This window comes from Polynucleobacter sp. AP-Elch-400A-B2, assembly GCF_018688355.1.
GTDB lineage: Bacteria > Pseudomonadota > Gammaproteobacteria > Burkholderiales > Burkholderiaceae > Polynucleobacter.
Window position 1 is genome coordinate 1,641,717 of sequence record NZ_CP061317.1, and the last position, 23,069, is coordinate 1,664,785.

27 protein-coding genes are annotated in these 23,069 nt (G+C 46.2%); 3 read left to right on the forward strand and 24 right to left on the reverse strand.

Translation table 11 applies throughout. The annotated features are described in order from the left end of the window. Positions 1-161 precede the first annotated feature (161 nt). From ccoS to FD977_RS08535, 5 genes are read right to left on the reverse strand one after another with little or no spacing between them, the layout of a single operon-like run. Complete coding sequence (gene ccoS / locus FD977_RS08515) at positions 162-341, reverse strand: cbb3-type cytochrome oxidase assembly protein CcoS (RefSeq protein ID WP_215304965.1); 180 nt, start codon at positions 339-341, stop codon at positions 162-164. A gap of 9 nt (positions 342-350) precedes the next feature. Further along, positions 351-2,789 carry a heavy metal translocating P-type ATPase gene (locus FD977_RS08520; protein WP_215304967.1) on the reverse strand — a complete coding sequence of 813 codons (2,439 nt, stop codon included), beginning with the start codon at positions 2,787-2,789 and terminating at the stop codon, positions 351-353. Positions 2,790-2,796: 7 nt separating this feature from the next. After that, positions 2,797-4,041 carry an MFS transporter gene (locus FD977_RS08525; protein WP_215304969.1) on the reverse strand — a complete coding sequence of 415 codons (1,245 nt, stop codon included), beginning with the start codon at positions 4,039-4,041 and terminating at the stop codon, positions 2,797-2,799. A 6-nt stretch (positions 4,042-4,047) separates the two neighbouring features. Continuing rightward, positions 4,048-4,803 (reverse strand): 2OG-Fe dioxygenase family protein, encoded by a 756-nt coding sequence (locus FD977_RS08530; RefSeq protein ID WP_215304971.1) that lies wholly within the window; start codon positions 4,801-4,803, stop codon positions 4,048-4,050. 28 nt (positions 4,804-4,831) lie between these two features. After that, a complete protein-coding gene (locus tag FD977_RS08535) occupies positions 4,832-6,133 on the reverse strand; it encodes a TAXI family TRAP transporter solute-binding subunit (RefSeq protein WP_215304973.1) in 1,302 nt (433 codons plus the stop codon). Between the two features lie 115 nt (positions 6,134-6,248). Between FD977_RS08535 and FD977_RS08540 the strand changes: the two genes are divergently transcribed. After that, positions 6,249-7,010 carry an SDR family oxidoreductase gene (locus tag FD977_RS08540; RefSeq protein WP_215304975.1) on the forward strand — a complete coding sequence of 254 codons (762 nt, stop codon included), beginning with the start codon at positions 6,249-6,251 and terminating at the stop codon, positions 7,008-7,010. Here FD977_RS08540 and ccmI read toward each other — a convergent pair whose 3' ends face one another. The 19 genes from ccmI to FD977_RS08635 all read right to left on the reverse strand — a co-directional run bounded on the left by ccmI (position 7,011) and on the right by FD977_RS08635 (position 21,696). Next, a complete protein-coding gene (gene ccmI / locus FD977_RS08545) occupies positions 7,011-8,207 on the reverse strand; it encodes a c-type cytochrome biogenesis protein CcmI (protein WP_215304977.1) in 1,197 nt (398 codons plus the stop codon). A gap of 1 nt (position 8,208) precedes the next feature. Continuing rightward, the gene (locus FD977_RS08550; protein WP_215304979.1) at positions 8,209-8,697 is read right to left on the reverse strand and encodes a cytochrome c-type biogenesis protein; all 489 of its coding nucleotides are present in this window, start codon (positions 8,695-8,697) and stop codon (positions 8,209-8,211) included. Next, entirely contained in the window at positions 8,697-9,221 is a 525-nt protein-coding gene (locus FD977_RS08555) for a DsbE family thiol:disulfide interchange protein (RefSeq protein WP_215304981.1), read from the reverse strand. Before FD977_RS08555 ends, FD977_RS08550 begins: the two co-directional genes overlap by 1 nt. Then, positions 9,218-11,137, reverse strand: a complete 1,920-nt coding sequence (locus FD977_RS08560; RefSeq protein WP_215304983.1) for a heme lyase CcmF/NrfE family subunit — start codon at positions 11,135-11,137, stop codon at positions 9,218-9,220. Before FD977_RS08560 ends, FD977_RS08555 begins: the two co-directional genes overlap by 4 nt. Next, positions 11,137-11,568 carry a cytochrome c maturation protein CcmE gene (gene ccmE, locus FD977_RS08565; protein WP_215304985.1) on the reverse strand — a complete coding sequence of 144 codons (432 nt, stop codon included), beginning with the start codon at positions 11,566-11,568 and terminating at the stop codon, positions 11,137-11,139. The genes FD977_RS08560 and ccmE overlap by 1 nt, the downstream gene beginning before the upstream one ends. Further along, positions 11,565-11,753 (reverse strand): heme exporter protein CcmD, encoded by a 189-nt coding sequence (gene ccmD / locus FD977_RS08570; RefSeq protein WP_215304987.1) that lies wholly within the window; start codon positions 11,751-11,753, stop codon positions 11,565-11,567. Before ccmD ends, ccmE begins: the two co-directional genes overlap by 4 nt. Beyond that, on the reverse strand, positions 11,753-12,523 hold the full coding sequence (ccmC, locus tag FD977_RS08575) for a heme ABC transporter permease CcmC (RefSeq protein ID WP_215304989.1): 771 nt from the start codon (positions 12,521-12,523) through the stop codon (positions 11,753-11,755). The genes ccmD and ccmC overlap by 1 nt, the downstream gene beginning before the upstream one ends. Beyond that, positions 12,520-13,185: a heme exporter protein CcmB gene (ccmB, locus tag FD977_RS08580; RefSeq protein WP_215304991.1), complete on the reverse strand. Its 666-nt coding sequence runs from the start codon at positions 13,183-13,185 to the stop codon at positions 12,520-12,522. Before ccmB ends, ccmC begins: the two co-directional genes overlap by 4 nt. Further along, complete coding sequence (gene ccmA, locus FD977_RS08585) at positions 13,182-13,829, reverse strand: cytochrome c biogenesis heme-transporting ATPase CcmA (protein ID WP_215304993.1); 648 nt, start codon at positions 13,827-13,829, stop codon at positions 13,182-13,184. Before ccmA ends, ccmB begins: the two co-directional genes overlap by 4 nt. 165 nt (positions 13,830-13,994) lie before the next feature. Further along, positions 13,995-14,963 carry a tripartite tricarboxylate transporter substrate binding protein gene (locus FD977_RS08590; RefSeq protein ID WP_215304995.1) on the reverse strand — a complete coding sequence of 323 codons (969 nt, stop codon included), beginning with the start codon at positions 14,961-14,963 and terminating at the stop codon, positions 13,995-13,997. 19 nt (positions 14,964-14,982) lie between these two features. Next, positions 14,983-15,690 (reverse strand): transporter substrate-binding domain-containing protein, encoded by a 708-nt coding sequence (locus FD977_RS08595; protein WP_215304997.1) that lies wholly within the window; start codon positions 15,688-15,690, stop codon positions 14,983-14,985. Between the two features lie 58 nt (positions 15,691-15,748). Continuing rightward, positions 15,749-16,606 carry a metal-dependent hydrolase gene (locus FD977_RS08600; protein WP_215304999.1) on the reverse strand — a complete coding sequence of 286 codons (858 nt, stop codon included), beginning with the start codon at positions 16,604-16,606 and terminating at the stop codon, positions 15,749-15,751. Between the two features lie 163 nt (positions 16,607-16,769). Next, complete coding sequence (locus FD977_RS08605; RefSeq protein WP_215305001.1) at positions 16,770-17,750, reverse strand: quinone oxidoreductase; 981 nt, start codon at positions 17,748-17,750, stop codon at positions 16,770-16,772. 28 nt (positions 17,751-17,778) lie between these two features. Then, on the reverse strand, positions 17,779-18,231 hold the full coding sequence (locus FD977_RS08610) for a DUF2452 domain-containing protein (protein WP_215305003.1): 453 nt from the start codon (positions 18,229-18,231) through the stop codon (positions 17,779-17,781). A gap of 87 nt (positions 18,232-18,318) precedes the next feature. After that, positions 18,319-19,845: a cryptochrome/photolyase family protein gene (locus FD977_RS08615; RefSeq protein WP_215305005.1), complete on the reverse strand. Its 1,527-nt coding sequence runs from the start codon at positions 19,843-19,845 to the stop codon at positions 18,319-18,321. Positions 19,846-19,906: 61 nt separating this feature from the next. Beyond that, positions 19,907-20,461, reverse strand: a complete 555-nt coding sequence (locus FD977_RS08620; protein ID WP_215305006.1) for a DUF3833 domain-containing protein — start codon at positions 20,459-20,461, stop codon at positions 19,907-19,909. Beyond that, positions 20,461-21,018 (reverse strand): chalcone isomerase family protein, encoded by a 558-nt coding sequence (locus tag FD977_RS08625; protein WP_251369470.1) that lies wholly within the window; start codon positions 21,016-21,018, stop codon positions 20,461-20,463. The genes FD977_RS08620 and FD977_RS08625 overlap by 1 nt, the downstream gene beginning before the upstream one ends. 7 nt (positions 21,019-21,025) lie before the next feature. Continuing rightward, positions 21,026-21,421: a thiol-disulfide oxidoreductase DCC family protein gene (locus tag FD977_RS08630; protein WP_215305007.1), complete on the reverse strand. Its 396-nt coding sequence runs from the start codon at positions 21,419-21,421 to the stop codon at positions 21,026-21,028. 5 nt (positions 21,422-21,426) lie between these two features. Continuing rightward, on the reverse strand, positions 21,427-21,696 hold the full coding sequence (locus tag FD977_RS08635) for a TIGR03643 family protein (RefSeq protein ID WP_215305008.1): 270 nt from the start codon (positions 21,694-21,696) through the stop codon (positions 21,427-21,429). Positions 21,697-21,767: 71 nt separating this feature from the next. On the opposite strand from FD977_RS08635, the gene FD977_RS08640 reads away from it, so the two are divergent. Next, positions 21,768-22,463 carry an SDR family NAD(P)-dependent oxidoreductase gene (locus FD977_RS08640; protein ID WP_215305009.1) on the forward strand — a complete coding sequence of 232 codons (696 nt, stop codon included), beginning with the start codon at positions 21,768-21,770 and terminating at the stop codon, positions 22,461-22,463. A gap of 7 nt (positions 22,464-22,470) precedes the next feature. Then, positions 22,471-23,052, forward strand: coding sequence for a histidine phosphatase family protein (locus FD977_RS08645; protein ID WP_251369471.1), 582 nt, complete (start codon positions 22,471-22,473; stop codon positions 23,050-23,052). Positions 23,053-23,069: the final 17 nt, after the last annotated feature.

Below are 23,069 nucleotides of genomic sequence, written 5' to 3' on the forward strand. Positions count from 1 at the left end.
CTTTTTTGTGACCCAACAACGACATAATTCGAATAGACTGAAGTCATTATCAAAGTAAGCTTTATGGGGCGTTTTGATCTATGTCAAAAAGGATGCCTGCATTTAGACATCCTGCAACTCGAATGAGGTGCTTGTACTACCTAAGTACTTAAAAAATAGAGTTATTTTTTATAGTGATCACTTATATTCTTGGATTTAGGCGTATCGTCATCCATCAAAATTGCTTCCCCTGGGCCCTCTAGATCATCAAATTGACCTGCCTTCACAGACCAAAAGAAAATCCAAGCCAAGAGGCCGATCAACAGCAAGGAAATAGGAATTAATAGAAAAAGGCTTTCCATACCTCTAGTCTAGGCCTTTCTGAGGCGCCAGGCGTTTAATGTGACCGCCAAGGAGGATAGAGACATACCAATACCAGCAACCCAGGGGTTGACCCACCCCATCATCGCCACTGGAATGGCCAGCAAGTTATAGGCCAGCGCCCAAATCAAGTTTTCTTTAATCACCCGCTGCGTTTTATCAGCCAATAGTAGCGATTGGGCCAAAGGAGCTAGGGAGCTTGCAGTCAAGATCGCATCCGCACCCGCTGTAGCGAGGGGTGCACCCGCTCCGACCGCAATAGAAACATCTGCTCGCGCCAATAAAGGGGCATCGTTAATACCATCACCAATTGCCCAAACAACCCGATCCTTTTTTTGCAGGCTCTCAATATAGCGATATTTATCTTCTGGAGAGCACGCACCTTTGAACCGATCGATACCAACATGGTGCGCCCACCATGCCACCGTCACTTCATCATCTCCTGAAACCAAATGGACCGCAATCTTGCGAGACCTCGCTGCAGTTAATAACTTTTCCAACCCCGCTCTTGGAGTATCTAAGAATAGAAAGCTCGCAATCAACCCCTGGTCATCTGCTAGATGTACTTGCCCATATTGACCGTCTTGCGCAATCTGCTGAGCACCCACCCACTCAGCACTTCCCAGTCGATAAACACCCGAGCTCAGGCCTTTGCCTAATTGATTAATCACTGCCTCAGGCAAGGTGCTGAGCGAAAGATTATCACCTTCTGCAGCACGCAACAGTGAAAGCGCAAGGGGATGTTTTTGACCCATCTCCATGGACGCAGCAATTCTCAATACATCTGCTCGGGAAAACTCTGAGCGAACAACTAAGACTTCTTTTAATTCTGGTTGACCCATAGTGAGGGTGCCAGTTTTGTCCAGCACTAAATCTGTCGCTTTGACCAAACCTTCCAGTACATGGCCGCGCACAATCAACAAGCCGAGTTTTGTTACGGCGCCCTGGGCTGCAGCCATCGCCGTTGGCACTGCGAGAGATAGAGCACAAGGGCAACTAGCAACCAGTACCGAGACCAAAACAGTCCAAGCTTTACTGGGATCGACGTAGTACCAAATTGCTGAAGATAAAAAAGCAACTACCAGCAGAAATCCCACAAAATACCCGGCCCACTTTTCTGCAAGACTCACCATGACAGGCTTCGCCTGCAATGCTTGATCAAGTAACGAGGCGATACCAGCAATACGAGTAGCTTGACCTACAGCATCAATTTTGATCAATATGGGATTGAGAATATTATGCGTGCCTGCGTATACTCGGTCACCGATCTTTTTATCAATTGGCTTAGATTCACCAGTAAGAAGTGACTCATCTAAAGAGCTCTCAGACTCAATCACAATTCCATCAGCTGGAATGACATCACCTGGGGGAACACGAATCACTTCACCAGGGTTACAGTTCACCACCGGCACAATTTCAACTTGCAAAGACGTGGGATAGTTCGGAACTCTCTCACACGTAGCTGGCAATTGTTTTGCTAGGGCCTCTGCTCCACCCTGCGCATCTTGTCGTGCTAATAATTCTACGTAGCGTGCCGCCAAAATAAAGGCGACAAACATAGTGATGGAATCAAAATAGCCTTGACCTGAGCCTGTCACGAGATTCACAGTTCCCACACCAAATGCTAGAGCTAGAGCTAGAGCAATCGGCACATCCATGCCCAATATATGCGTTTGCCGAAATGAAACCATGCTCCGCCAAGCTGCCTGAAAAATAGGGCCTGCTGAATAAGTGATTACTGGAACCGTGAGCGCCCAGCTAGTCCAGCCCAACAGCAGGTCATACTCCACCGTAATATCACTATCACCCACATACGTTGGCCAGGCATACATCATGACTTGCATCATGCCTAGTAATGCAACCCCCAGTCTAGTAAGTAATTGCCGACGTTCTTTTTTAGATTTCTCAATGGAGAGTGAGGGCTCAAAAGGCCACGCCTCGTAACCAATGCGTTCTATTTCAAAGAGTAAGCGAGCCAGACTGGTTTTCTCAGGTGAAAATTCCACCTTGACCTTTTGACTAACATAATTAATCTGTACATCTTTTACGCCAGGGATACGTCGTAAGTGCTGCTCGCATAACCACACACAAGCAGCACAGCGAATCTTCTCCAATCGTAAAGTGGTCTCTAAATAGTCGACATCACCACTCGGGCGAGTATATCTACCGAGCAAAGAGGGATCATCATAGGGAGCTAAACTGTCAGGAATGTCACTTGAAGCAAGGTAGGCTGCAGGCTTATCGCTTGACTGTGCACGCCGTGCATAGAATACTTCTAGGCCTTCACCATGAATTGTTTGCGCAATGGCCATGCAACCAGCACAACAGAATTTTCTATTGATGCCGGCAAGCTCAAGCTCGTAAGAATCGTTCGGAAGAATAAAGCTGCCGCAGTGATAGCAACTATTACTTGGCAGGCTAGAGTTCATGAATGAATCATGACTGACGGGTGATAGATCCAGTAACCCAGCCGTTACGACGCTCGTACAGTACAAACAGAACACCCCACACTACCACCGCAGCATAGGCCCAAACCCAAGATATTTGTGAGGCACGCGAGCCAGTTAAATCCAGTACAAAACCAAAAATAGCTGGGCCCAGCAAACCACCCCCAAAGCCCATTAGAGAATGCAGCCCCATTGCAGCACCTTTTATATCGTCTTTAGCACTTATGACTAAGCCCGCAGTTAAGGTGGAAGAATCGGCCATGATAAAAATCGTATGCCCCACTGCTAGGGCAATAATCAACCACCAAGATTGTCCTGTTGACCAAGCGAGCGCCACTCCAAATGCTGCACTAGATAGCATGACAAAGAAAATCCATTTTTGGCGCCCTATTCTTAAGGCAATCTCGTTTCCAATAATGGATGCAGGAACACCAAAGAAATTAATCACACCCGCAAGAGTGGTTGCAGTGAATAGAAAGTGGTCGCCTGTCACAATGGCACAGAAACCAAAAAAAGCTACGATCCAACTACGGCAAGCAAACAACTCGATGGAGTGGGCGGTATAGCCAAAGATAAATCCTGAGGCTGTTTTATCTTGCAAGACTAGGCGCCACTTATCCATCGGAAAAATATCATGTAAGCGAATACGTATTGGGCCGTGCCACTTTTCATGGGTGAGCGCAGGAATAAATAAAAACACAATCAACAATGCAGTAAATGGGCCTAAGGCGATGATTCCAAAAACATAGCGCCAGCCCAAGCTATTTAAGATCCAACCAGAGCAAATATAAGAGAAGCCAGTGCCAATACCAAAGAATGCGGTATAGAAGGCAATGTGACGAGTCAGCTCACCGGTCTTAATGCGATCTGACAGAATTTTTAAGCCCGGCATATAAGTGCCCGCTAAACCGACACCATTGAGCGCCATAAATATTAAGGCGGTCCAAAAGTTATAGGCAAATAGACCCATACCGAGTAATCCACAGGTCGCTGAAAGACCACCTACGAGATAGACTTTTTTTGCATCAACGCGATCGGTGAGAGCAGTTGCCAATGGGACCATCAGCATGTAACCAAAGAAGAAAGCACTAGCAATTAAGCCAGACTGCAAATTACTCAGATTCCATTCATCTTGTAGTGTGGTTAACACCACCGCATAACAGGTAAAACCCAATAGCGCACAAGTTTGCGCCATCAGCATCAAGGGTGTGTAACCAGTAGGCTTTAAACGCATTAGAAATTACTGCTGAATACTATTAGGGGAATCTTGAAAGCCGTTCGAGCGAAACGTGAGTACCAGAGTATCTCTATAGCCGTACTGCCCTAAGGGCTGAATGGGGGTAGATTCATGAATCATTCTTTCATCATTCATGAGCAATAAAGACCAAGGCTCCGTGAGAGTAAATCGCAAACCAGTAGAACCGGTTGCACTAAAAATTCGGGTCTCGCCACCCTTGACATTGACTCGATTGATTAAAAAGACAGCTACAAAATCAACGCCATCACGATGAGCCCCCTCAGGCGTTGGTCGGCCAATCCCATCGGTCGTATCGATCCGAAATTGGTGAGCCTCAATAAACCAGGTATTTACTTGCTTAACGCCATCCAGAATATGAGTCAGTCCCAGTAAAAGAGCATGCCAAGCAGGATCACTAGTGAGCTCAGTTTGAGAAGGCTCAAACCAACGCTCGATACCACCATGCAGGGCGTTGTAATTGACAGACTGCCAGTGGGCACGATGCGGTACGGTAGCCAAAGATGCCCCCTTGATCTCAAAACTTGAATGGCGGCGAAAGCGATACCGTCCACCATCCTTAAGATAGGGGTCTCTGGGTAACCCTTCCCAGAACTGAGTGAGATTGCGTAGCTGATCAAGACCCACATGTGCAATTTGTGTAACATCCTGAGCAGAGACAACTGCAAAACCATCATCTCGTAAAGATTGAACCAGGTCCTTAGCGGGTGTTAGTGGAGGTAAAAGGCTGGAAAGAGTCATGGGTTTATTTTAGGCGTATAGCAATCAATTAGGGATACAGGTTCAAACGGCTGCGCACCTCTCCCACATGACCTTTTAAGTCGTACAACTCTTTTGCATCTAGCATAGAAATTTTAATATTACTAATCCTGCGCTCAATATTTTCCAAATCCTTGAGGTTCTTTTCTTTTAAGTCTGGATTAGATGCATTTCTTTCTACCGCCTTAAGCTCCTCATACACCCGGGATAACTTCAGTCGTAAGAGTAAGCTTTTAGCTGCAGGAATATAGGTAAATAAGGGAACCAAAATCACTAGAAGTGGAATCACAATTTTAGCGAAACGCCCAATCCATACTGCCGTCCAGAAAGGTAGGTAGCGATGCAATAAAGATGGGCCATCCTTTAGATAGATTTCAGCATCTACATGTAAAGGAAAATCAAGGCCAGTTCCAGATGGAAACTCTCCTGGCTTTTGTAAGTAGGAATACGTTTTTAAAATATCGTAGGTAGAGCTAAGCAACAGCGTTACCAATGCAGGACTAATATCATTCTTACCCACCAAGGTAGCTGTTGCGGCCAGTACCTGAATATCTTGACGCGGAAGATCATAGGCAATACTGACGATACCACGTGGCACCGTTACCTTTGAGAGAAAAGGGAATAGGTGGACATAAGCTTCAGCCTGCTCAAAGTTCATTAAGCGTATGCCGGGAGTTTCGTAAAACTTTTTGACTACAGGCGCCTCCGCAGCACTTACCAAAAATACAGCATCTAACTCCCCTTTTTTAAACTTCTCCAATGCATCAAGTGGCTTTAATTTTTCGGCACGAATATCGCCAAGACTCAATCCACTCGCTGCAAGTAGTTGAGAGGTCAGAGATAGTGTGCCACTGCCTTCATTACCGATGGATACTCGCTTCCCTTTTAACTGACTCAATAAACCTAAGCGCCCCGATTCACTTGGAAAACTCGACTCTCTGTACCAAACCCATACTGGCTCATAAAACACGCCAGCAATAGAAATAAAATCAGGGTACTTGGATAGATCCGCTACACCACTCTGAACCATGGCAAAGTCAACGCCAGAGTGCGGATCCTTTAACAGCGTCAAGTTATCACTGGTTCCGCCAGTGGTTCTTAGCTTGAGAGAAATGCCCTCCTCAGCAAGCTCACTTTGGAGCTTTTCACCAAATTTCTGATAAAGACCGGTTGGGAAGCCTGTTGCCAATTCAATCGATCTCGGTGGAGGCGGTACGAGCACCCAGAGCGTGGCAAACAGCAGGGCCACTAGACCCAAAAAGGCGATGGCAACTGCCGCGGGGTTATAGATATTTTTGCGTATGAAGTTCATCAGAATTCTGCTTGTTTTTGCCATTATGCCCCGAGCCCAAGGATCTAGAGCGGAATGAATTGATTTGAATTGTTTCGAGATAAGATGGGGGTTTTAAGGGACCATTAGGACAATCATGAATTCAGCCGCCAACAAAGTAGCCCTGGTCACAGGCGCTGGAACGGGGATCGGAAAAGCTGCAGCAAAGGCACTGTTGCGAGGTGGATTCAGGGTTGTTCTGACCGGTAGAAATCTGGAGAAGCTCAATTTAGCCATTCATGATATTGGTGGGAACAGTCAAAACTGCCTCGCAGTGAGCTGTGATGTCGGCAAACCAGAGCAAGTAAAGAAATTATTTGCAGAAATCCAAAAACAGTTTGGACGCATTGACGTACTCTTTAATAATGCCGGCATGGGAGCGCCAGCCATCCCCATGGAAGAGCTGAGCTACGAACAGTGGATGAATGTAGTTAATGCCAATCTCTGCGGCGCTTTCCTATGCGCTCAAGAGGCTATCCGCATGATGAAGGCTCAGTCTCCGCAAGGTGGCCGGATTATTAATAATGGCTCGATCTCAGCACATGCGCCCCGCCCGATGTCTGCCCCATACACCGCCACTAAACATGCTATGACTGGATTAACCAAATCTATTGCATTAGATGGTCGTCCTTTTAACATTACCTGCGGTCAGATCGATATCGGTAATGCCGGTACTGAAATGACCATCCCTATGGCTGCCGGCATTTTGCAACCAGATGGCTCAAAAAAGGTTGAGCCACTCATGGATGTGGATCATGTTGGGCAAGCCGTCCTGCAGATGGCTCAACTGCCTTTAGAGAGCAATATTCTGTCGATGACTATCATGGCAAGTAATATGCCATTTGTTGGTCGGGGCTAATTAAGGCCTAATCTGTCCAATGATGAGGCGGGCATTAGCAGTACCCACCTTGATTGTTTGCGGCTCAGATATCAAATCGCCAGATTCTGGCATTGCCATTCCTGTTTTAGAAATGCGCACCTCAACTGACACTTCAAACATTTGAGAAATCAATGCATTGGGACTCATTGCCAAATCATCATTCAAAACAAAGTTGATTGGGAATGCAGTAACCGGGGTTTTGAGAACAGCCACTGGCATACGCTCACCTGGCTTACGGGCGATCACCATCAAAACATCACCTGGTTTAATTTTAGACTTCAGTTCTGGCGCAATCTCTACTTGCCCAGTTACGCCTACACCTTGATTGCTAATGACTGGCTTACTAGCCGGCGCAAGGCCACCCTTGCTACGCGCCTCTGCAATAGAAGCTGCGATTGCACGCGCCTCTTCGGACTCGGCGGGCAATTGCTTTGCCAGCCTCTCCCAAGACTGCACTGCAGCCTTATAATTCTGCACATTAAAAGCAGCAGTTCCAGAAAGCCAAAGAGCTAATAAATTATTTGGGTCTTGGGCTAATGCCTTATTAATGAGTTGCTGTGGCTTACCAGCAAAATTACCATTTGCATTAGCCGCCAATACATCAGCATAATCAGCCAATAATTGCGGGTCCGAATCAACAAAAGAGCCGGCACGAGCATAGGCATTTGCAGCCTCAGTATTGCGACCCAAAATCCGATAGGAGCGAGCTAGCATAGCCCAACCCTTGAGATTGTCAGGCTCTTTATCCATCTTAGCGGCAAACTCGTCAACCATCTTTTCAACCGACTCTTGAGTCATCGGCTTCTCAGCGCTCTTTTGGGCAATCTGAGCAGCATCACCAAGGTAGAAATAGAAACCCGCCGAGAGTGTTGCCACAAAAAGACAAATCCCAATAATAGTTTTTTTAGGAGAGCCCAGTACTGCATGATCATCGGCTTCATCCGTATCCTGAAAAAGCCGCTGACGCATTTCTGCATGAGTCTGCTCATAGCTATGGCTATCTACAGTACCCGCCATACGATCAGCCTCGAGCTTATCAAGCTCTTCTCGGTAGATAGCTGCATTCATCTGACGACGCGAGGTTGAGGATTCTTTTGCAGGAAAAAATAATGGGCGTAATAACAGCACCAAGACTAGGATCAACAAAAGAAGAGCGGAGATTACAAAACTAGTCATGTTATTTTTCTATTGAACTGGACTTGGCATTCTGAAGTAGCGCATCAATGCGATGATTATCTTCTTCAGAAAGCGTGGTACTGGGCATAGCCTGATTTCTGCGACGCAGATATACCAGCAAGCCAATAATTCCTGCGAGCAAAATTACAAAAGGGCCTATCCATAAGAGCCAGGTGATTGGCTTCACAGGCGGGCGATATAGGACGAAGTCGCCATAACGCTCCACCATAAAATTCCGAATTTGCTCGTCTGTCTTACCCTCATTAATCAGGATGCGAATTTCTCGGCGCAAGTCATTTGCTAAATCAGAGCGTGAGCCGGCAAGGGATTCATTCTGACAAACTAAGCAGCGCATTTCTTCTGAAATCACAATAAGACGCTGCTCGGTGACCGGGTCATCAGCTAACGGGACTGCATCCTTAGCGGTTGCACCGATAGAGCACAACACGGTAAAAGTAAGCAAGAGGGATTGAAGCGTCTTTCTCAACATTATTTGAGCTCATCTAATAAAGGAATGATCTTCTTACGAAGTAATTCCATCGTGATCGGTCCTATATGTTTAAACCGAATAACACCAGCTTTGTCAATTACGTAGGTCTCTGGAACGCCATAGACACCATAATCAATACCTACTCGGCCATTGGCATCAAAAGCTGATAATAGATACGGATTGCCTTGACGAGCAAGCATGGCTATTGCGTCGTCACGCTTATCTTTGTAATCCAATCCAATAATTGGTGCCACTTGCAATTTACCCAGCTCAACAAGAACGGGGTGCTCCTCACGGCAAGCAACACACCAAGAAGCCCAGACATTCAAAATCCAAGGCTTACCTTTCATACTCTCTGGTGAAAATATTTTTTGAGGATCTGCCAGTTGAGGCACTTCAAAGGCAGGCGCCTGCTTACCAATTAGTGGCGACGGTATTTCCTGTGGATCACGATTTAAACCTACCGCTAAAAATCCAACCAAAATGACAAACAAAATCAGTGGGATTAAAAACTTGGCTTTCATGCTGCTACCTTCTTCAACTTCATGCGATAGCGCTTATCGGACATCGCCAGCAAACCACCTAGAGCCATCAATACACAACCGCCCCAAATCCAATCAACAAAAGGTTTGTAATACACTCGGACTGCCCAGGCTTTGTCATCCAACTCTTCGCCCAATGAAATATAGATATCTCTAGTAAGACTCGCATCAATCGCCGCCTCAGTCATAGGCATCGTTGATGAAAAATAATTACGCTTTTCTGGGTACATCGTCGCTTCCAGCTTCCCATTGCGAGTTAATAAGAAAGTACCTTGCATCGCTTTATAATTCGGTCCAGGAACAGGTCTTACACCCTGAAGCTGAATGTCGTAGCCGCCGACACTCACACTTTCACCAGCGAGCATACGCACATCTTTCTCCTCTTGATAGGCACCCACCATGGTGACACCAATCGTAAAGACTGCTATCCCCAAATGCGCTACCTGCATACCAATAAATGAACGTGTTGGTTTGCCTGCTTTTGCTTGGCGAATAATTTGTAGTACGCCAGAAGTAATCACCCAGAAAGCCAGTAAGAAACCAAGGCTACTGAGCCAAGTAAATGCACCCATCGCAAACGAAATTAAAGCTGCAGCAATCACTGCGACTAGGGCAGCAATCCACAAGCGCTTAATCACATCTAGGAGATTAGAGTTCTTCCAGCTTGTCCAAGGCCCAACCCCCATCAGCACTAATAAAGGGATCATGATGGGCACAAAGACGCTATTGAAATATGGAGGCCCTACTGAGATCTTGCCTAAATGTAGCGCATCAATCAGCAAAGGGTAAAGAGTGCCTAAGAGTACTGATGCAGCAGACACTACTAAGAAAACGTTGCCAAGCAAGATAAAGGTTTCACGCGATGTTAGGCTGAACTTACCGCCAAGGGTACTTTTGGGAGCGCGCCAAGCGTAAAGCGTTAAAGAAGAGCCCACCACCAGAACCAGGAAAATCAAAATAAAGACGCCACGCGTAGGGTCAGTTGCGAATGCATGTACTGAAGTGAGCACCCCAGATCGAACTAAGAAGGTTCCCAAAAGTGATAGTGAGAAAGCAGTAATGGCTAGCAACACCGTCCAACTCTTAAAGCCCCCACGCTTTTCGGTGACCGCAAGCGAATGAAGCAAGGCGGTACCAACCAGCCAAGGGATGAATGATGCGTTCTCCACGGGATCCCAGAACCACCAGCCACCCCAACCGAGTTCGTAATAAGCCCACCAAGAACCCAGTGCAATACCGAGAGTCAGAAATATCCAAGCAGCCGTTGTCCATGGACGTGACCAGCGCGCCCAAGCAGCATCTAGACGGCCGGATAATAAAGAAGCAATAGCAAATGCAAACGCTACTGAGAAGCCAACATATCCCATATATAACATTGGCGGATGAAACACTAAACCTGGATCTTGTAGGAGTGGATTTAAAGATCGTCCATCCTGAGCGGCTGGCAGCAGCCTTTCAAAGGGATTGGAGGTGGCGAGCACAAACAATAATAGACCGGTGGTCACCAAACCCAATACGCCGATTACACGCGCCACCATAAATTCATCTAGCGCTTTAGAAAGCTGCGCCACTAAAAAAGTCCAGGTAGACAATAAGAAGATCCAGAGTAACAAGGAACCCTCATGACCACCCCATACAGCACCTAAGCGGTAAATGACGGGCATTTGCGAATTGGAATGCTCTGCCACATAAAGAACAGAAAAATCATTCGAGTAAAAACTCCATGCCAAAATCACAAACGCGATAGCAAGCAATAGGAAAGTGGTTTGCGCAGCCGGCCTCGCCAACAAAATCCATTCACGGCGGCTTTGATGTGCACCGACCAACGGAAGTGTCCCTTGAATAATGGCGACACATAGGGCCAGTATGAGTGCGTAATGCCCAAACTCAGGAATCATTATTTATTTCCATTTTTTTGAGCTTGCTCTAAAGCATGCTTAGCCTCTGGAGGCATATAGTTTTCATCGTGCTTAGCCAATACTTCACTCGCAACGAATTTTCCACTTGGATCAAGGCGACCTTGAATGACTGCGCCCTTACCCTCTTTAAACAAATCCGGAAGAATGCCAGTGTAGGCCACCGAAATATCTTTCACCATATCAGTAATGACAAAGTTCACTGTTAAACCATCTCGCTTAACCGATCCATCCTTGACCATGCCACCAATGCGGAAGACTTGACCAGCTGGTGACTTACCAGCAGCCACCTCACTCGGGGTGACATACAGCGCAATATTGCTATTGAGGGCATTCAAAATTAATACTGCTGCAATACTGATGACAATCAGTGCGCCAACAATAATGGCAGCTCGCTTATATCTTGGTTTCACTTGCTACCTTTTTGATCAAACTGCTCCGCTAAAACTTCACGTTGCAGTCTGCGTACGATGGTCTTATGGCGCGCTCGAACAGCCAGGGGCTCTAATAAGAACACCAAAGCACAGGCACCAAAGCTGCACCATACATAGAGGGCATAACCACCCATGGCAAAGAATTCAGCCGAACTATTCCACATTACTGCTTTACCTCATTTAATTGCCTAACCCAATCAGTATGAGCCTCGCGCTCCAAAATGATGGCGCGCACACGCATTAACCCTACTGCAATTGAGTACATCCATAAGCATAAAGCCATTAAGAACATCCCCCAAAGCATGGTCTGAGCCATGGCTGGTGCTTTAGTTAGCGAAACGGAGGCGCCTTGATGCAAGGTATTCCACCATTTCACTGAAAAATAAATAATAGGTACATTCACCACGCCTACCAAGGCGAGGATCGCGCCCGCTTTATCGGCACGGCGGACATTATCAATCGAGGCCTGCAGGGCGATAAAACCGAGATACAAAAACAGTAGGATTAATTCCGAAGTTAAGCGCGCATCCCATACCCACCAAGCGCCCCACATCGGCTTGCCCCAAAATGCACCAGTCCACAGGGATAAGAAAGCCATCCAGGCACCAATCGGGGCCAGAGCCTGAGCCATCATGGCTGATAGACGAGTATTCAATATCAGACCTAATCCCGCCCATGCAGCCATCACCACATAGATGAACATGGACATCCACGATACGGGCACATGAACAAAAATAATGCGGTATCCCTGACCTTGGACTGCATCTACTGGCGCCACAAAGAAACTCACCCACAAGCCGGCAACTCCAAAAATAATGGTGAGCACCCAGAACCAAGGAATCATTTTTCCAGCCAGTGGATAAAAAGCACTCGGACTCGAGAATTTGAACCAGCTCATTACGTGACTAGAAGATAAATTGTTTACATTACTCATTCGATAGCAATCTTTACAGCGCTCGCACTAACCCAAGGTACAAATGCTAATGCCAAAATCAATAAAGCGCCTAACAGTGAAAAATGCCCCGTGATATCCAGTCCTACACTGCTAGCGTATACGGCACCTGCCCCAAAGATTAACACCGGAATATAGAGCGGCAAGATCAGCAGGCTCATCAATACGCTACCACCCCTCACCCCAAGAGTGAGGGCCGCCCCAACCGAGCCAAGCAATGATAAAACAGGTGTTCCGAGCAATAAGGCTGCCATCAGCACTTTTAAAGACTGGGCATCTAAGTCAAACTGAATACCGATCACCGGCGCCAATAAAACCAAGGGTAGGCCACACACCAGCCAATGGGCGACGATCTTACCAAACACTAAGGCAGTAAATGAATTCGGGGACAAGACCAGTTGCTCTAGGGTGCCGTCTGCATAATCCGCTGCAAACATCCGCTGCAAACCCAGCAAGGTTGAGAGTAAGGCCGCAACCCAAATCACGCCAGGCGCAATCTTTCTCAGCAAGGCAGTATCAGCACCAATCCCCAATGGAAATAAGCTCGTCACAATGACAAAGAAGAATAAGGCAGTAAGGACCTCGCTCTTGCGACGCATCACTAACAATAGATCGCGATGAATAATGGCAATAAAGGCGTTCATAGATCCAATACTCGCAGACCGGAAATAGTCAAGGTCTGATGACTTGTCAGTAGGACCAAGCCATTACCCTGAAGATGCTCGACAATCAAATCTTGTAACTCTCCCACGGCATGGGTGTCTAAGGCATTAAAGGGTTCATCCAAAATCCAGACTTGCGCCCGTCGCGTTAGCATGCGCGCCATCAAAACACGTTTTTTCTGTCCGGCTGATAAACAATTGACAGGCAGGTCTTCGCGCCCCTTCAGGCCAAATCGCCATAAGCTAGCAAACGCATCTTGCTCAGAGAGCGCAATGCCATCGATCGCTGCATACATACGCAAATTTTCAATCGCACTGAGGTCTTCTTTCAGTGCATCGCGATGACCTAAAAATAATAACTTGCTGTGATATTCCGATGCCTGTTTTTTAATAGGATGGCCACACCAAAGTATCTCGCCAGACTCAGGAGCAGCCAAGCCAGTGAGTAAGCGCAAGAGGCTTGTTTTACCAACGCCATTCTCACCACGAATATGGAGACACTGTCCAGCAAATAACTGTAGATCAATGCCTGAGAAAAGCTCCCTATCACCGCGCACGCAAGTGATTTTCTGAGCCTCGAGGGCTGCGGTTACAGATATTGGGAAGGAGGAAATGGTCGTTGTCATTGGAAGCAATGGCTTGAATAAAACCACCTCAGGCATTGTCTAAGACCCACTCGGGACTGTCAAACCACCTAAAACAGTATTTAAAGAATAAATTTCTTTTAATTCAATCGCTTACACAATTATATGCGGAGTGAGGGGGAAGCGCCCCTCACTTGAATCTTGGCACTATTCGGGCTTAATGCCGGCACTTTTAATAATCTTGCCCCAGCGGGCTGATTCTTTCTTCTGAAACACTCCAAAAGCTTCGGGTGACATGGCGTAATACTTTGCCCCTTCTGACTCCAGCTTTTTCTGCACGGCTGGCTGTTGCATAATTTTTCCCACTTCAGCATTGAGCTTCTTCACAATTGCAGGGGGAGTGCCTGCGGGAGCAAATAATCCAATCCAATTTTTGACATCGAATCCCGGTAGTGTCTCACTCATACTCGGCAAATCCGGCATCGAAGGATCTCTGGTGGCACCTGTTACCGCTAAGCCACGTAATTTATCACTCTTCACATAAGGCAGAATTGTAGGCATCGTCGCGAACATTAATTGAGTTTGGCCGCCAATCAAATCGGTAATCGCCAATGCATTTCCTTTGTAAGGAATATGCGTCATATCAACCTTTGCGGTGAGAATAAAAACCTCTCCCGCCAAATGACTAGCGGTACCGATGCCACCCGACCCATAAGATACTTTTCCTGGGTTAGCTTTGATATAGCTAATGAGTTCACTGACATTTTTTACCGGGACGCTAGGATTCACCGCTAACAAACCTTCGGCATCCAGCACAAAAGCTACTGGTACAAAATCCTTGAAGGGGTCATAGGGCATGCTCTTTACTAAGTAAGGGTTTACTGCATGCGTACCAATACTGCCCATAATCAAGGTGTAGCCATCTGCCGGTGATTTAGCCACAAAATCAGCCCCGATATTGCCTCCACCACCCGTTTTATTTTCTACTATCACTGGCTGCCCAAAAGCCTCGCTTAATCCCTGGGCAATGATTCGTGAAAAGCCGTCTGCGATACCACCGGTAGCAAATGGAGAGATGATTTTAATTTGATGATTTGGATAAGTGGCTACTTGAGCAATCGCAACTTGAGTAAATAAACTTGAGCCCAAAATAAGGGCTGTGAGTAACTTTTGCATATTATTTTTCTGAGGTTATTTAAGGCAGTGGTGCAACAGATAGACCCTCTACCTGATATTGACGAATGAGATCAGCCACCAAGCCAGATCTAATGAATTCCTCTACACAAGCATTCAAAAACTCAATCGACTCTAGGTGAGTTTTTTGTGTGGCAATCGCCTGTTGTATTCCAGTAAATTGACCATCCAGAATTCTGGAGCCAGGGATATCTTGAGCAGCAGCAACTAGGCCAGTTTTCAAGCCTGCCAAAGCATCTAATTTCTCACTGACAAACAATTCATTGCTGGCTTTCACGCTATCAGCATGCACTAAGCTAGCATGTTTAAGATGACGCTGTAACCAAAGGTCATAAGCGCTTTTGTAAAAAGATGCAATCCTCACTCCTGGCTGATCTACCTGTGACAACTCAGTGATGGGGGAGTTGGCAGGCACTAAATAGCAAGCCTCTAACTCGACATAAGCAGGAGTAAAAGTGACCTTCTGAGCGCGCATGGGATCAGAGCCCAATAAGCAGATGCCACATCTTCCGCTGACAGCGGCCTCGACGACCTCATCTTGCGTATTGAAGCCCTGCAAACTTAACTCTACGCCCAAGCGTTTTGCAATCGCTCGGCAGATATCAGGCGCGATACCAATAGGTTCGCCAGAAGATGAGCGGCCAGTTACTAGTAAGAAATTACCTAAATACACTGCAGCAGACAGAATGCCATTAGGCGCAAGTTGCATCCTGACTTCAGGCGAAATAAAACCCATAAAATTTCTAATTAACAGTGCATTCCCATACTTAGAACTGAACTGTCTGCCCCTCAGTCATCGGAATAATCTTAATTGCACTTCCCTTCATGGCCTCTTGGAATTCCGCCAAGGTACCCTTTGTCAATGGGTTGGAGTTGTAATGCATTGGTATCACCATTTTTGGCTTTACCCAGGTACGCAAGGCATAAGCAGCATCATCTGGCGCCATAGTGAAATTACCACCAATAGGAATCATTACCAAATCCGGCTTGTAATGCTCGCCGATAAATTTCATATCGCCAAAAAGTCCCGTATCACCCATGTGCCAAATTTTTAAGCCATTCTCAAGCTCAATGATGTAACCCATCGCCTCGCCTGCTGGGTGAGACTCCATCTTTTCAGTTGCTGGATTTTTCCATACCAGCAAGGAGGAGTGCTCAGCCTGTACTGCTGTAACCTTGATGCCAGGCAATGGTGTAACACGGCCAGTTTTGTTGAAGCGATGACCAAGATCGGCAGGCAATATTCCCAAAGTAATTAACGGGGTCACCATATCTGCAGGTCCATATAACTTGGTGTTATTCATTTTTGCAAGCGCAGGTGCATCGCCAATATGGTCGACGTGGGCATGCGTTACCAATAACAAATCAATTGGGCCGATAGCATTCAAATCGTTCTTATAAATAGCGGGGGTTTTAGGACCGCCAGTAATCCATGGGTCGATCAAGATTGTCTTGCCGCCCGAAGTTTTGATGCGAAATCCAGCCTGCCCTAACCACAGAACTTCGGCTGCGGGCTGCATACCAGATTTACCAGGCGCTTGAGCTTGGGCAGATACTGGGGAAGCCAGTAAGAATGCAGTAGCAATCCCAGCTAGAAAAGAGTCCAACAAAATATATTTACGCATTACTGCCTCCGAGTTTTTACGATTTATCTTATGAAACTATAGCCGAGAAAGTGGAATTGGTTTTGGGAACTGAGTTTATATGGCACTGCATCAATTTATAGATATTGCATGTCTCCAATAAAAAACCCCGCCGTAGCGGGGTTCTCATGACTCAGCATTTCTTTTATGGGGTAATGACGATCGCGCCCGAAACTTTTCTACCTTCTGCAGCTTTATGAGCATCAACTGCCTGCTCAAGCTTAAACTTGGCGCCAATCTGCACTTTCACACGGCCTTGAGCAATCGCATCAAATACTGCGCGAGCATTTTCCTGAAGCAACTCGGGAGTAGCGTTGTGCGGGAATACGGAAGGCCTTGTTAAGAAGAGGCAACCCTTCTTATTGAGAATCTCCGGCTGAATCTCTGGAGCAGGTCCAGAGGCGGCACCAAACAAAGCCACCATGCCAAATGGTGCAGCACAATCGAGTGAGCCCAAGAAAGTAGTCTTAGCAACTGAGTCATACACTACATTTGCTTTACGGCCGCCTGTTGCCTTCATAAACTCTTCGACCCAATTTGGTTTTGAGTAGTCCACCACAGCATCACAGCCTGCTTCTTTTGCAGCGGCAAACTTGGCTTCAGACCCTACTGTGCCCACTACAAAGGCACCCAAAGATTTTGCCCATCCCGATAGGATTTGGCCTACACCACCAGCAGCAGCGTGAACTAAGACGACGTCTCCAGACTTTACCTTGTAGGTTTTTTGAACCAAGTACTGGGCAGTCATTGCTTTGAAAAACACAGCAGCAACAACTTCATCAGATACATTATCTGGTACTGAAACCAATTTATCGACTGCAACATTGCGCGCACTGGCATAAGCACCGATACCGGCGTTCATGTACGTCACACGATCGCCTATCTTGAATCGAGTAACACCCTCACCAAGCGCCTCAACAACACCGACCGCCTCGTGACCTAAACCCGTTGGTAGTTCCAAGGGATAAACACCAGAGCGCTGGTACACATCAATAAAGTTAAAACCAATAGCGGTTTGACGAAGTTGCACTTCACCTTTACCTGGAGCCGGAAGCTCTTTATCGATTAATTGAATCACATCGGCATTGCCGAGTTCTGAAAGACTAACAATTCGAGCAGTTGTCACAAGTCACCTTATTATTTTTATAAAAAAATTATCTTACTGCAAGCGTGGAGGAGACGGCCTCTTCCTCCTCAACGATAGCCCAGGTACTATCCCCAAGCTTTTTGACTGCCATCGAGTAGGTCCAAGCATCAGGAATGCCGCAACTCCATTGATCAGGCCCATTTTGAATCAATACATTAGTGCCAATACGGCTATCAAAGTAGAGATGGTAGGTTTTTCCATGGAGGGGGTTAAAACTAAATTTGGCACTATGGACCATTTCTGTGGCATCCAAACGAGCCTGAAGAGAGCGTGCCTGCTTCATCAATACTTCAGCCTGCTCCATGATACGATCGTATTCTAGCTTGGCGTTTTGGCGGGCGACATTGACCGCCTTATCTTTTTCTTCTAAGACCTTAATCGGTGCAAATACAGGCGCACCCACTTCCATGGGATATTCAATGCCAGCATGCCGTGCTGGATCAGTATCTTCAATTCTCATAACTTTTTAACCTGCTGATTTATATGGTGAAAGTGTGACACAAATTCACAAAATGCGTTTTTTCCAGCTATAAATAAGGCAAGACTCTTACAGGGAGTTTAAATCCCCTAAAAGGCCTTTGGCATGAAGTTGGATGGCCTGCTGATCTTCTTCACTAATTCGGGATAGATTGGCTGTCATCAGGCGGGTACGGGGGCTTGCCTCAAATTGGGTGCGATGCTTGATAAGGAAGTTCCAATAAAGGGTAGTCATCGGGCAGGCACCCTCTCCAAATCGAATATCGGGCTTGTATTGGCAGGAGCCGCAATAGTTACTCATTCTCTTAATATAGGCGCCACTGGCAATATAAGGTTTGCTAGTAAAGCGGCCGCCACTGGCAAATAAGGCCATGCCCGCTGTATTGGGTAACTCTACCCATTCAATCGCATCAACATAAACCGCCAAATACCAATCACAAACCTCTTTTGGCAAGATTTCTGCGAGCAATGCAAAGTTGCCTGTCACCATCAGGCGTTGAATATGGTGGGCATATCCATACTCCAGCGTTTGGCCTATTGCTTGCTGCATACACTTCATCTTGGTGTTGCCAGTCCAATACCAGGAAGGCAATGCATTCTGGTGATCGTAAAAATTATCAAGCGCCATTTGCGGCATATCAAGGTAGTACATGCCCCGTACAAATTCTCGCCAACCTAGGATTTGACGAATAAATCCCTCTACCGTAGCAAGATCTAAATCGTCTTTCTTCCATGCCTTGAGGACAGCAGCAATCACCTCTCTGGGATTGAGCAACTTTAAATTCATTGAACTGGAGAGTAAGGAGTGCCAACCAAAAGGTGTATCCGTCCACATCGCATCTTCATGAATACCAAAGGTCACTAAGCGATGCTCTACAAACCCTTTAAGTGCCTGCAAAGCCTGTGCGCGTGTGACTGGCCACTGAAAGTGCTCCAGGGATCCAGGATGTTTGGGAAATTTTTTCTCAACCAGTGCAATTACTTCTTGAGTAATGTCATCGGGCTCAAATAACTCCGGCGGCGGAATTAAGCCAGGTCCTTTTTTTGGAAACGGCTTACGATTATCTCGATCAAAGTTCCACTGCCCACCCTCAGGATTACCCTCTTTATTAACCAAGATGTTGTGGGTCTTACGCATCAGTCGGTAGAAATACTCCAAACGCAATTCTTTCTTACCAGCAACCCAATTTTCAAACTCATGACGTGAACAATAAAAATGGGGATCTTCTTGCAGTTCTAAATCGATGTTTAATTCAGATGCCAAATTCTCTATTTCGCACTTGAGTCGATACTCTCCAGGCTCAAGACATACCAAGTGTGTAAATTTTTTCTTGGTAATTATTTCTCGTAGCGTATCGCCAATTGACTGCGGAGACTGCTCAATATAGATTAGTGGCAAACTCCGCTCTTTTAGTTGCTCGGCAAAATGCCGCATCGCCGATAAGAACAAAACGATTTTGGCCTTATGCGACCAAACATACTGAGCCTCATCGATAGACTCAATCATGACGACTTGCTCAGTCTTAGGATTCAGGTTTTTTAATATCGGGCTATCGATATCAAGCTGGTCACCCAGAATGAGAACAAGCTTTTTCAATTCTAATCTTTCGAAGAGATACTAAATACTGGGTATAAAGCGCGCAACATCAGAGGACTACTTAGCGCTTGTAAAAACTGAGAGTCACTTCACCCAGATTGATACCAAATTTGCTCATTTGCGCCTTATTAATCATTACCTTAGGTGTGACTAAATACATCCAGTCATTAAATTGCACATGGTAGATGGAATTGTCTACAGGCAGCGCCAATGTGTAAGCCCAGTTCAATGCATTGCCAGCAGATTCTCCCAAAGCTTCGCCGATGACATCATCTGCAGTACCAATGTATTTGCCTGGAGCCGTTTCAACCAAAGTCCAAATGCGCTTTTGCTTCGTGCCATCGGAATACTCAAAGCTCTCATCCAAAATACCCGTCTTTTTACCATTCACAACTGACCATTTAGCAACCAATAAAACGGAGAAGCGTTTTTTAACTTCACCACTACGATCGGTAAAGATGCCATACGCATCAATCGTGCCGTTGAAGTATTCACTTAGATCAAGCTTGGGTGTCTCTTGTGCATATTGATTGACTGAAGGTGAGGAGCAACCTAATAGGCCAAATGCAATCAAATAAATAGCTAGATACTTTTTAACGAAATAGATCTTAGACATTAGCAGGCTCCAGTGATTAGTGGGGGTGGGCATCCATTGCCCAGTAATTCAGATCTCAACTTGGGTACGCTCGTTTTGGAATCAAGCCAAATCCCGAAAAATGCCTTTGAAAAATCTGCCCCCGGAAATTGGGCAATTTTCTTGCCGTCATAAAAAAAGGTGGTGCCTTGTTTTGGTGAGTAGACTCCAGTGAGTGTTTGTCCAGGCTCTATATTGGGCAAAACTGCAGCAAGCTCTTTTCCCCAAATGGCGGACTGCGCTTCAGATACACCAATGCTCTTCATTTCATCAGCAGTACGGCTTGCAATGGCCGCCCCAGAAAATGATTTTTGATATTTAATATCCAAGGCAAATTCTGCAGAATCCTTGCCCGCAGGGCGATATAGAGTTGCGTCGTAAACATGAAAACCCCAAAAGTTTAGGCGACCAGTACCCTGAGGCTGCACTTGATTAATGACGTTCTCAATGTGCGCCAAGCTCTTGGCCGATACAGGACTACTCAGCAGGGCCAAAGACAGCCATAGGACGGCACTACCTTGTGAAATTATTTTCATCATCGCCCCTTTATTTATGTTTACGAGTTGCATTCACCAACCATAAAGCAGATGGTCCAAATAGACCTGAAATGGTATGTCGGTTCTTAGCAAAAAAACGATACGCCATGGTCAATATAGGGCGCAGGCTTGGTCGAGAAAACAACCAAGCCAACTTCGGTAAATTCGCTCTCGCATACGCGGCCGAGAAAACATCTACACCATTAATCAACTCACCATCGTCATACTGAGCGTACATCGAATCTAAGGCCTGTTGGCAAGATACACCGACCTTATCAGCGCTGTAATGATTTGAGTTGACATCTACAAAGCTGAGTAAACCTGCTTGATTACGGCCAGACAAAAACAGAATCTCTGCCTGACATAGAGGACAAAGGCCATCGTAGAACATGGTGAGTTTCTTCATGACTGTTACTTCTGCTTGTACTGCATCGAGCAATAGGCACGGGTTACCAACTTACTTCTTAAAGCAACATGCTTAGTTGCCCTACCGGTTACCCGCTGACGCCATAAATTGAATGAGCCTCTCTTGAGCTCTTTGCGCATCAGCGCAATCACTTGAGGCTCGGATAGTCCAAAATGTTGCTCAATAGCATCAAATGGTGTGCGATCTTCCCATGCCATCTCGATCACCCGTGAGAGATCGGCAGCGGAGAGTGCTTGAGTTATCTTGGTGCCCATCAAGCAAGTTTAAGACTTATTCAATAAACTAGCTGAGCCAGCCTTCACCCAACATTTGAGCCTCTTTATTTATGCCACTAGTTCCGCAACCCTTTCGTGCTTTGATTATTGGATCCTCTGGAAGCATAGGAACAGCGTTTATGGAGTTATTAGAGGCCTCCCCTAATTGCGAGCTTGTTTGGGGCCTAAATCGCAACTCGGCGCAGCCAATCAATTACCAAGATCTCACCACGATTGAATCTGCTGCAGCTAGTCTTATTCAGAAGGGTCCTTTTCAGCTCATCATTAATACGATTGGTGTATTACATTCTGAGCACTGGATGCCTGAAAAGAAATTAGATGATCTCAACGCCGAACAGCTACAGATGTTGATGCAGACCAATGCCATTGGCCCTGGATTGACAATCAAGTATTTCTCCAAATTACTCGACCCAGCGGGGTCCGTTATGGCAACCCTTTCCGCTAAAGTAGGTAGCATTGAGGACAATCGATTGGGTGGCTGGTTTAGCTATCGCGCTTCTAAAGCAGCCCTAAATATGCTGATCAAAACAGCCTCAATTGAATTTGCCAGAACTAAACCCAATACGGCCTTAGTAGCCTTGCATCCGGGAACGGTAAACTCGCGTTTATCTAAGCCTTTTAAAGGCGAGCAAATAGGTAGACCTGCTTTAGATGCTGCAAGCGATATGCTTGCGGTATTACTCTCACTTCAAAAAACTGATTCAGGTAGTTTTCTGAGTTATTCAGGAGAAAAGTTGCCTTGGTAACCCAATCATGATGATGAAATTTTTACCTCCACTACTTGTTGTTCTAACGACCCTCATTGGTGCTCAAGGTACTGCTCTCGCCCAAACTGAGTTGGCCAGCGCAATGCAAGATGGTCGGCACGTTTTACTCATGCGGCATGCCGATGCACCAGGGTATGGAGATCCTAGAGGCTATCAATTAACTCAGTGCTCCACCCAACGCAATCTGGGTGAAGCAGGTAATCGCCAGGCTCAGCTGACTGGTGAATGGCTAGCTAAGCAGGGCATTAGCAAAGCACAGGTCTATAGCAGTCCTTGGTGTCGTTGCTTTGATACGGCAATTCTTCTGAATAAGGGTGCCGTTACCAAGGAGGCAGCATTGGGTTCTTTTTTCGATGATATGAGTCAGGCCAAAAAACAAACTGATGATTTAGCCAAGCTGATTCAGGATGAGCGTATCAAATATCCTAAAGCACCCATCATCATGGTAACCCACCATGTCAATATCCAATCCTTTACCGGCAAGGTTGTTAATTCAGGGGATATGGTTTTGGTAAAAGTAAATTCATCTGGTCAAGCTTTGTCCCATAAGCTCTACCCTAGCCCTTAGCTTGATGCATCAATCTA

Bases quoted from the DNA above. Each gene is read 5' to 3' on its own strand.
- FD977_RS08625 (WP_251369470.1), bottom strand. From the start codon at position 21,018: ATGATGAAAATAATTTCACAAGGTAGTGCCGTCCTATGGCTGTCTTTG.
- ccmI (WP_215304977.1), bottom strand. From the start codon at position 8,207: ATGACTAGTTTTGTAATCTCCGCTCTTCTTTTGTTGATCCTAGTCTTG.
- FD977_RS08525 (WP_215304969.1), bottom strand. From the start codon at position 4,041: ATGCGTTTAAAGCCTACTGGTTACACACCCTTGATGCTGATGGCGCAA.
- FD977_RS08640 (WP_215305009.1), top strand. From the start codon at position 21,768: ATGCCACTAGTTCCGCAACCCTTTCGTGCTTTGATTATTGGATCCTCT.
- FD977_RS08620 (WP_215305006.1), bottom strand. From the start codon at position 20,461: ATGTCTAAGATCTATTTCGTTAAAAAGTATCTAGCTATTTATTTGATT.
- ccoS (WP_215304965.1), bottom strand. From the start codon at position 341: ATGGAAAGCCTTTTTCTATTAATTCCTATTTCCTTGCTGTTGATCGGC.
- FD977_RS08645 (WP_251369471.1), top strand. From the start codon at position 22,471: ATGATGATGAAATTTTTACCTCCACTACTTGTTGTTCTAACGACCCTC.
- FD977_RS08540 (WP_215304975.1), top strand. From the start codon at position 6,249: ATGAATTCAGCCGCCAACAAAGTAGCCCTGGTCACAGGCGCTGGAACG.
- ccmA (WP_215304993.1), bottom strand. From the start codon at position 13,829: ATGACAACGACCATTTCCTCCTTCCCAATATCTGTAACCGCAGCCCTC.
- FD977_RS08555 (WP_215304981.1), bottom strand. From the start codon at position 9,221: ATGAAAGCCAAGTTTTTAATCCCACTGATTTTGTTTGTCATTTTGGTT.
- FD977_RS08535 (WP_215304973.1), bottom strand. From the start codon at position 6,133: ATGAACTTCATACGCAAAAATATCTATAACCCCGCGGCAGTTGCCATC.
- FD977_RS08530 (WP_215304971.1), bottom strand. From the start codon at position 4,803: ATGACTCTTTCCAGCCTTTTACCTCCACTAACACCCGCTAAGGACCTG.
- ccmB (WP_215304991.1), bottom strand. From the start codon at position 13,185: ATGAACGCCTTTATTGCCATTATTCATCGCGATCTATTGTTAGTGATG.
- FD977_RS08635 (WP_215305008.1), bottom strand. From the start codon at position 21,696: ATGGGCACCAAGATAACTCAAGCACTCTCCGCTGCCGATCTCTCACGG.
- FD977_RS08590 (WP_215304995.1), bottom strand. From the start codon at position 14,963: ATGCAAAAGTTACTCACAGCCCTTATTTTGGGCTCAAGTTTATTTACT.
- FD977_RS08520 (WP_215304967.1), bottom strand. From the start codon at position 2,789: ATGAACTCTAGCCTGCCAAGTAATAGTTGCTATCACTGCGGCAGCTTT.
- FD977_RS08550 (WP_215304979.1), bottom strand. From the start codon at position 8,697: ATGTTGAGAAAGACGCTTCAATCCCTCTTGCTTACTTTTACCGTGTTG.
- FD977_RS08610 (WP_215305003.1), bottom strand. From the start codon at position 18,231: ATGAGAATTGAAGATACTGATCCAGCACGGCATGCTGGCATTGAATAT.
- FD977_RS08560 (WP_215304983.1), bottom strand. From the start codon at position 11,137: ATGATTCCTGAGTTTGGGCATTACGCACTCATACTGGCCCTATGTGTC.
- FD977_RS08595 (WP_215304997.1), bottom strand. From the start codon at position 15,690: ATGCAACTTGCGCCTAATGGCATTCTGTCTGCTGCAGTGTATTTAGGT.
- FD977_RS08630 (WP_215305007.1), bottom strand. From the start codon at position 21,421: ATGAAGAAACTCACCATGTTCTACGATGGCCTTTGTCCTCTATGTCAG.
- FD977_RS08600 (WP_215304999.1), bottom strand. From the start codon at position 16,606: ATGCGTAAATATATTTTGTTGGACTCTTTTCTAGCTGGGATTGCTACT.
- ccmD (WP_215304987.1), bottom strand. From the start codon at position 11,753: ATGTGGAATAGTTCGGCTGAATTCTTTGCCATGGGTGGTTATGCCCTC.
- ccmC (WP_215304989.1), bottom strand. From the start codon at position 12,523: ATGAGTAATGTAAACAATTTATCTTCTAGTCACGTAATGAGCTGGTTC.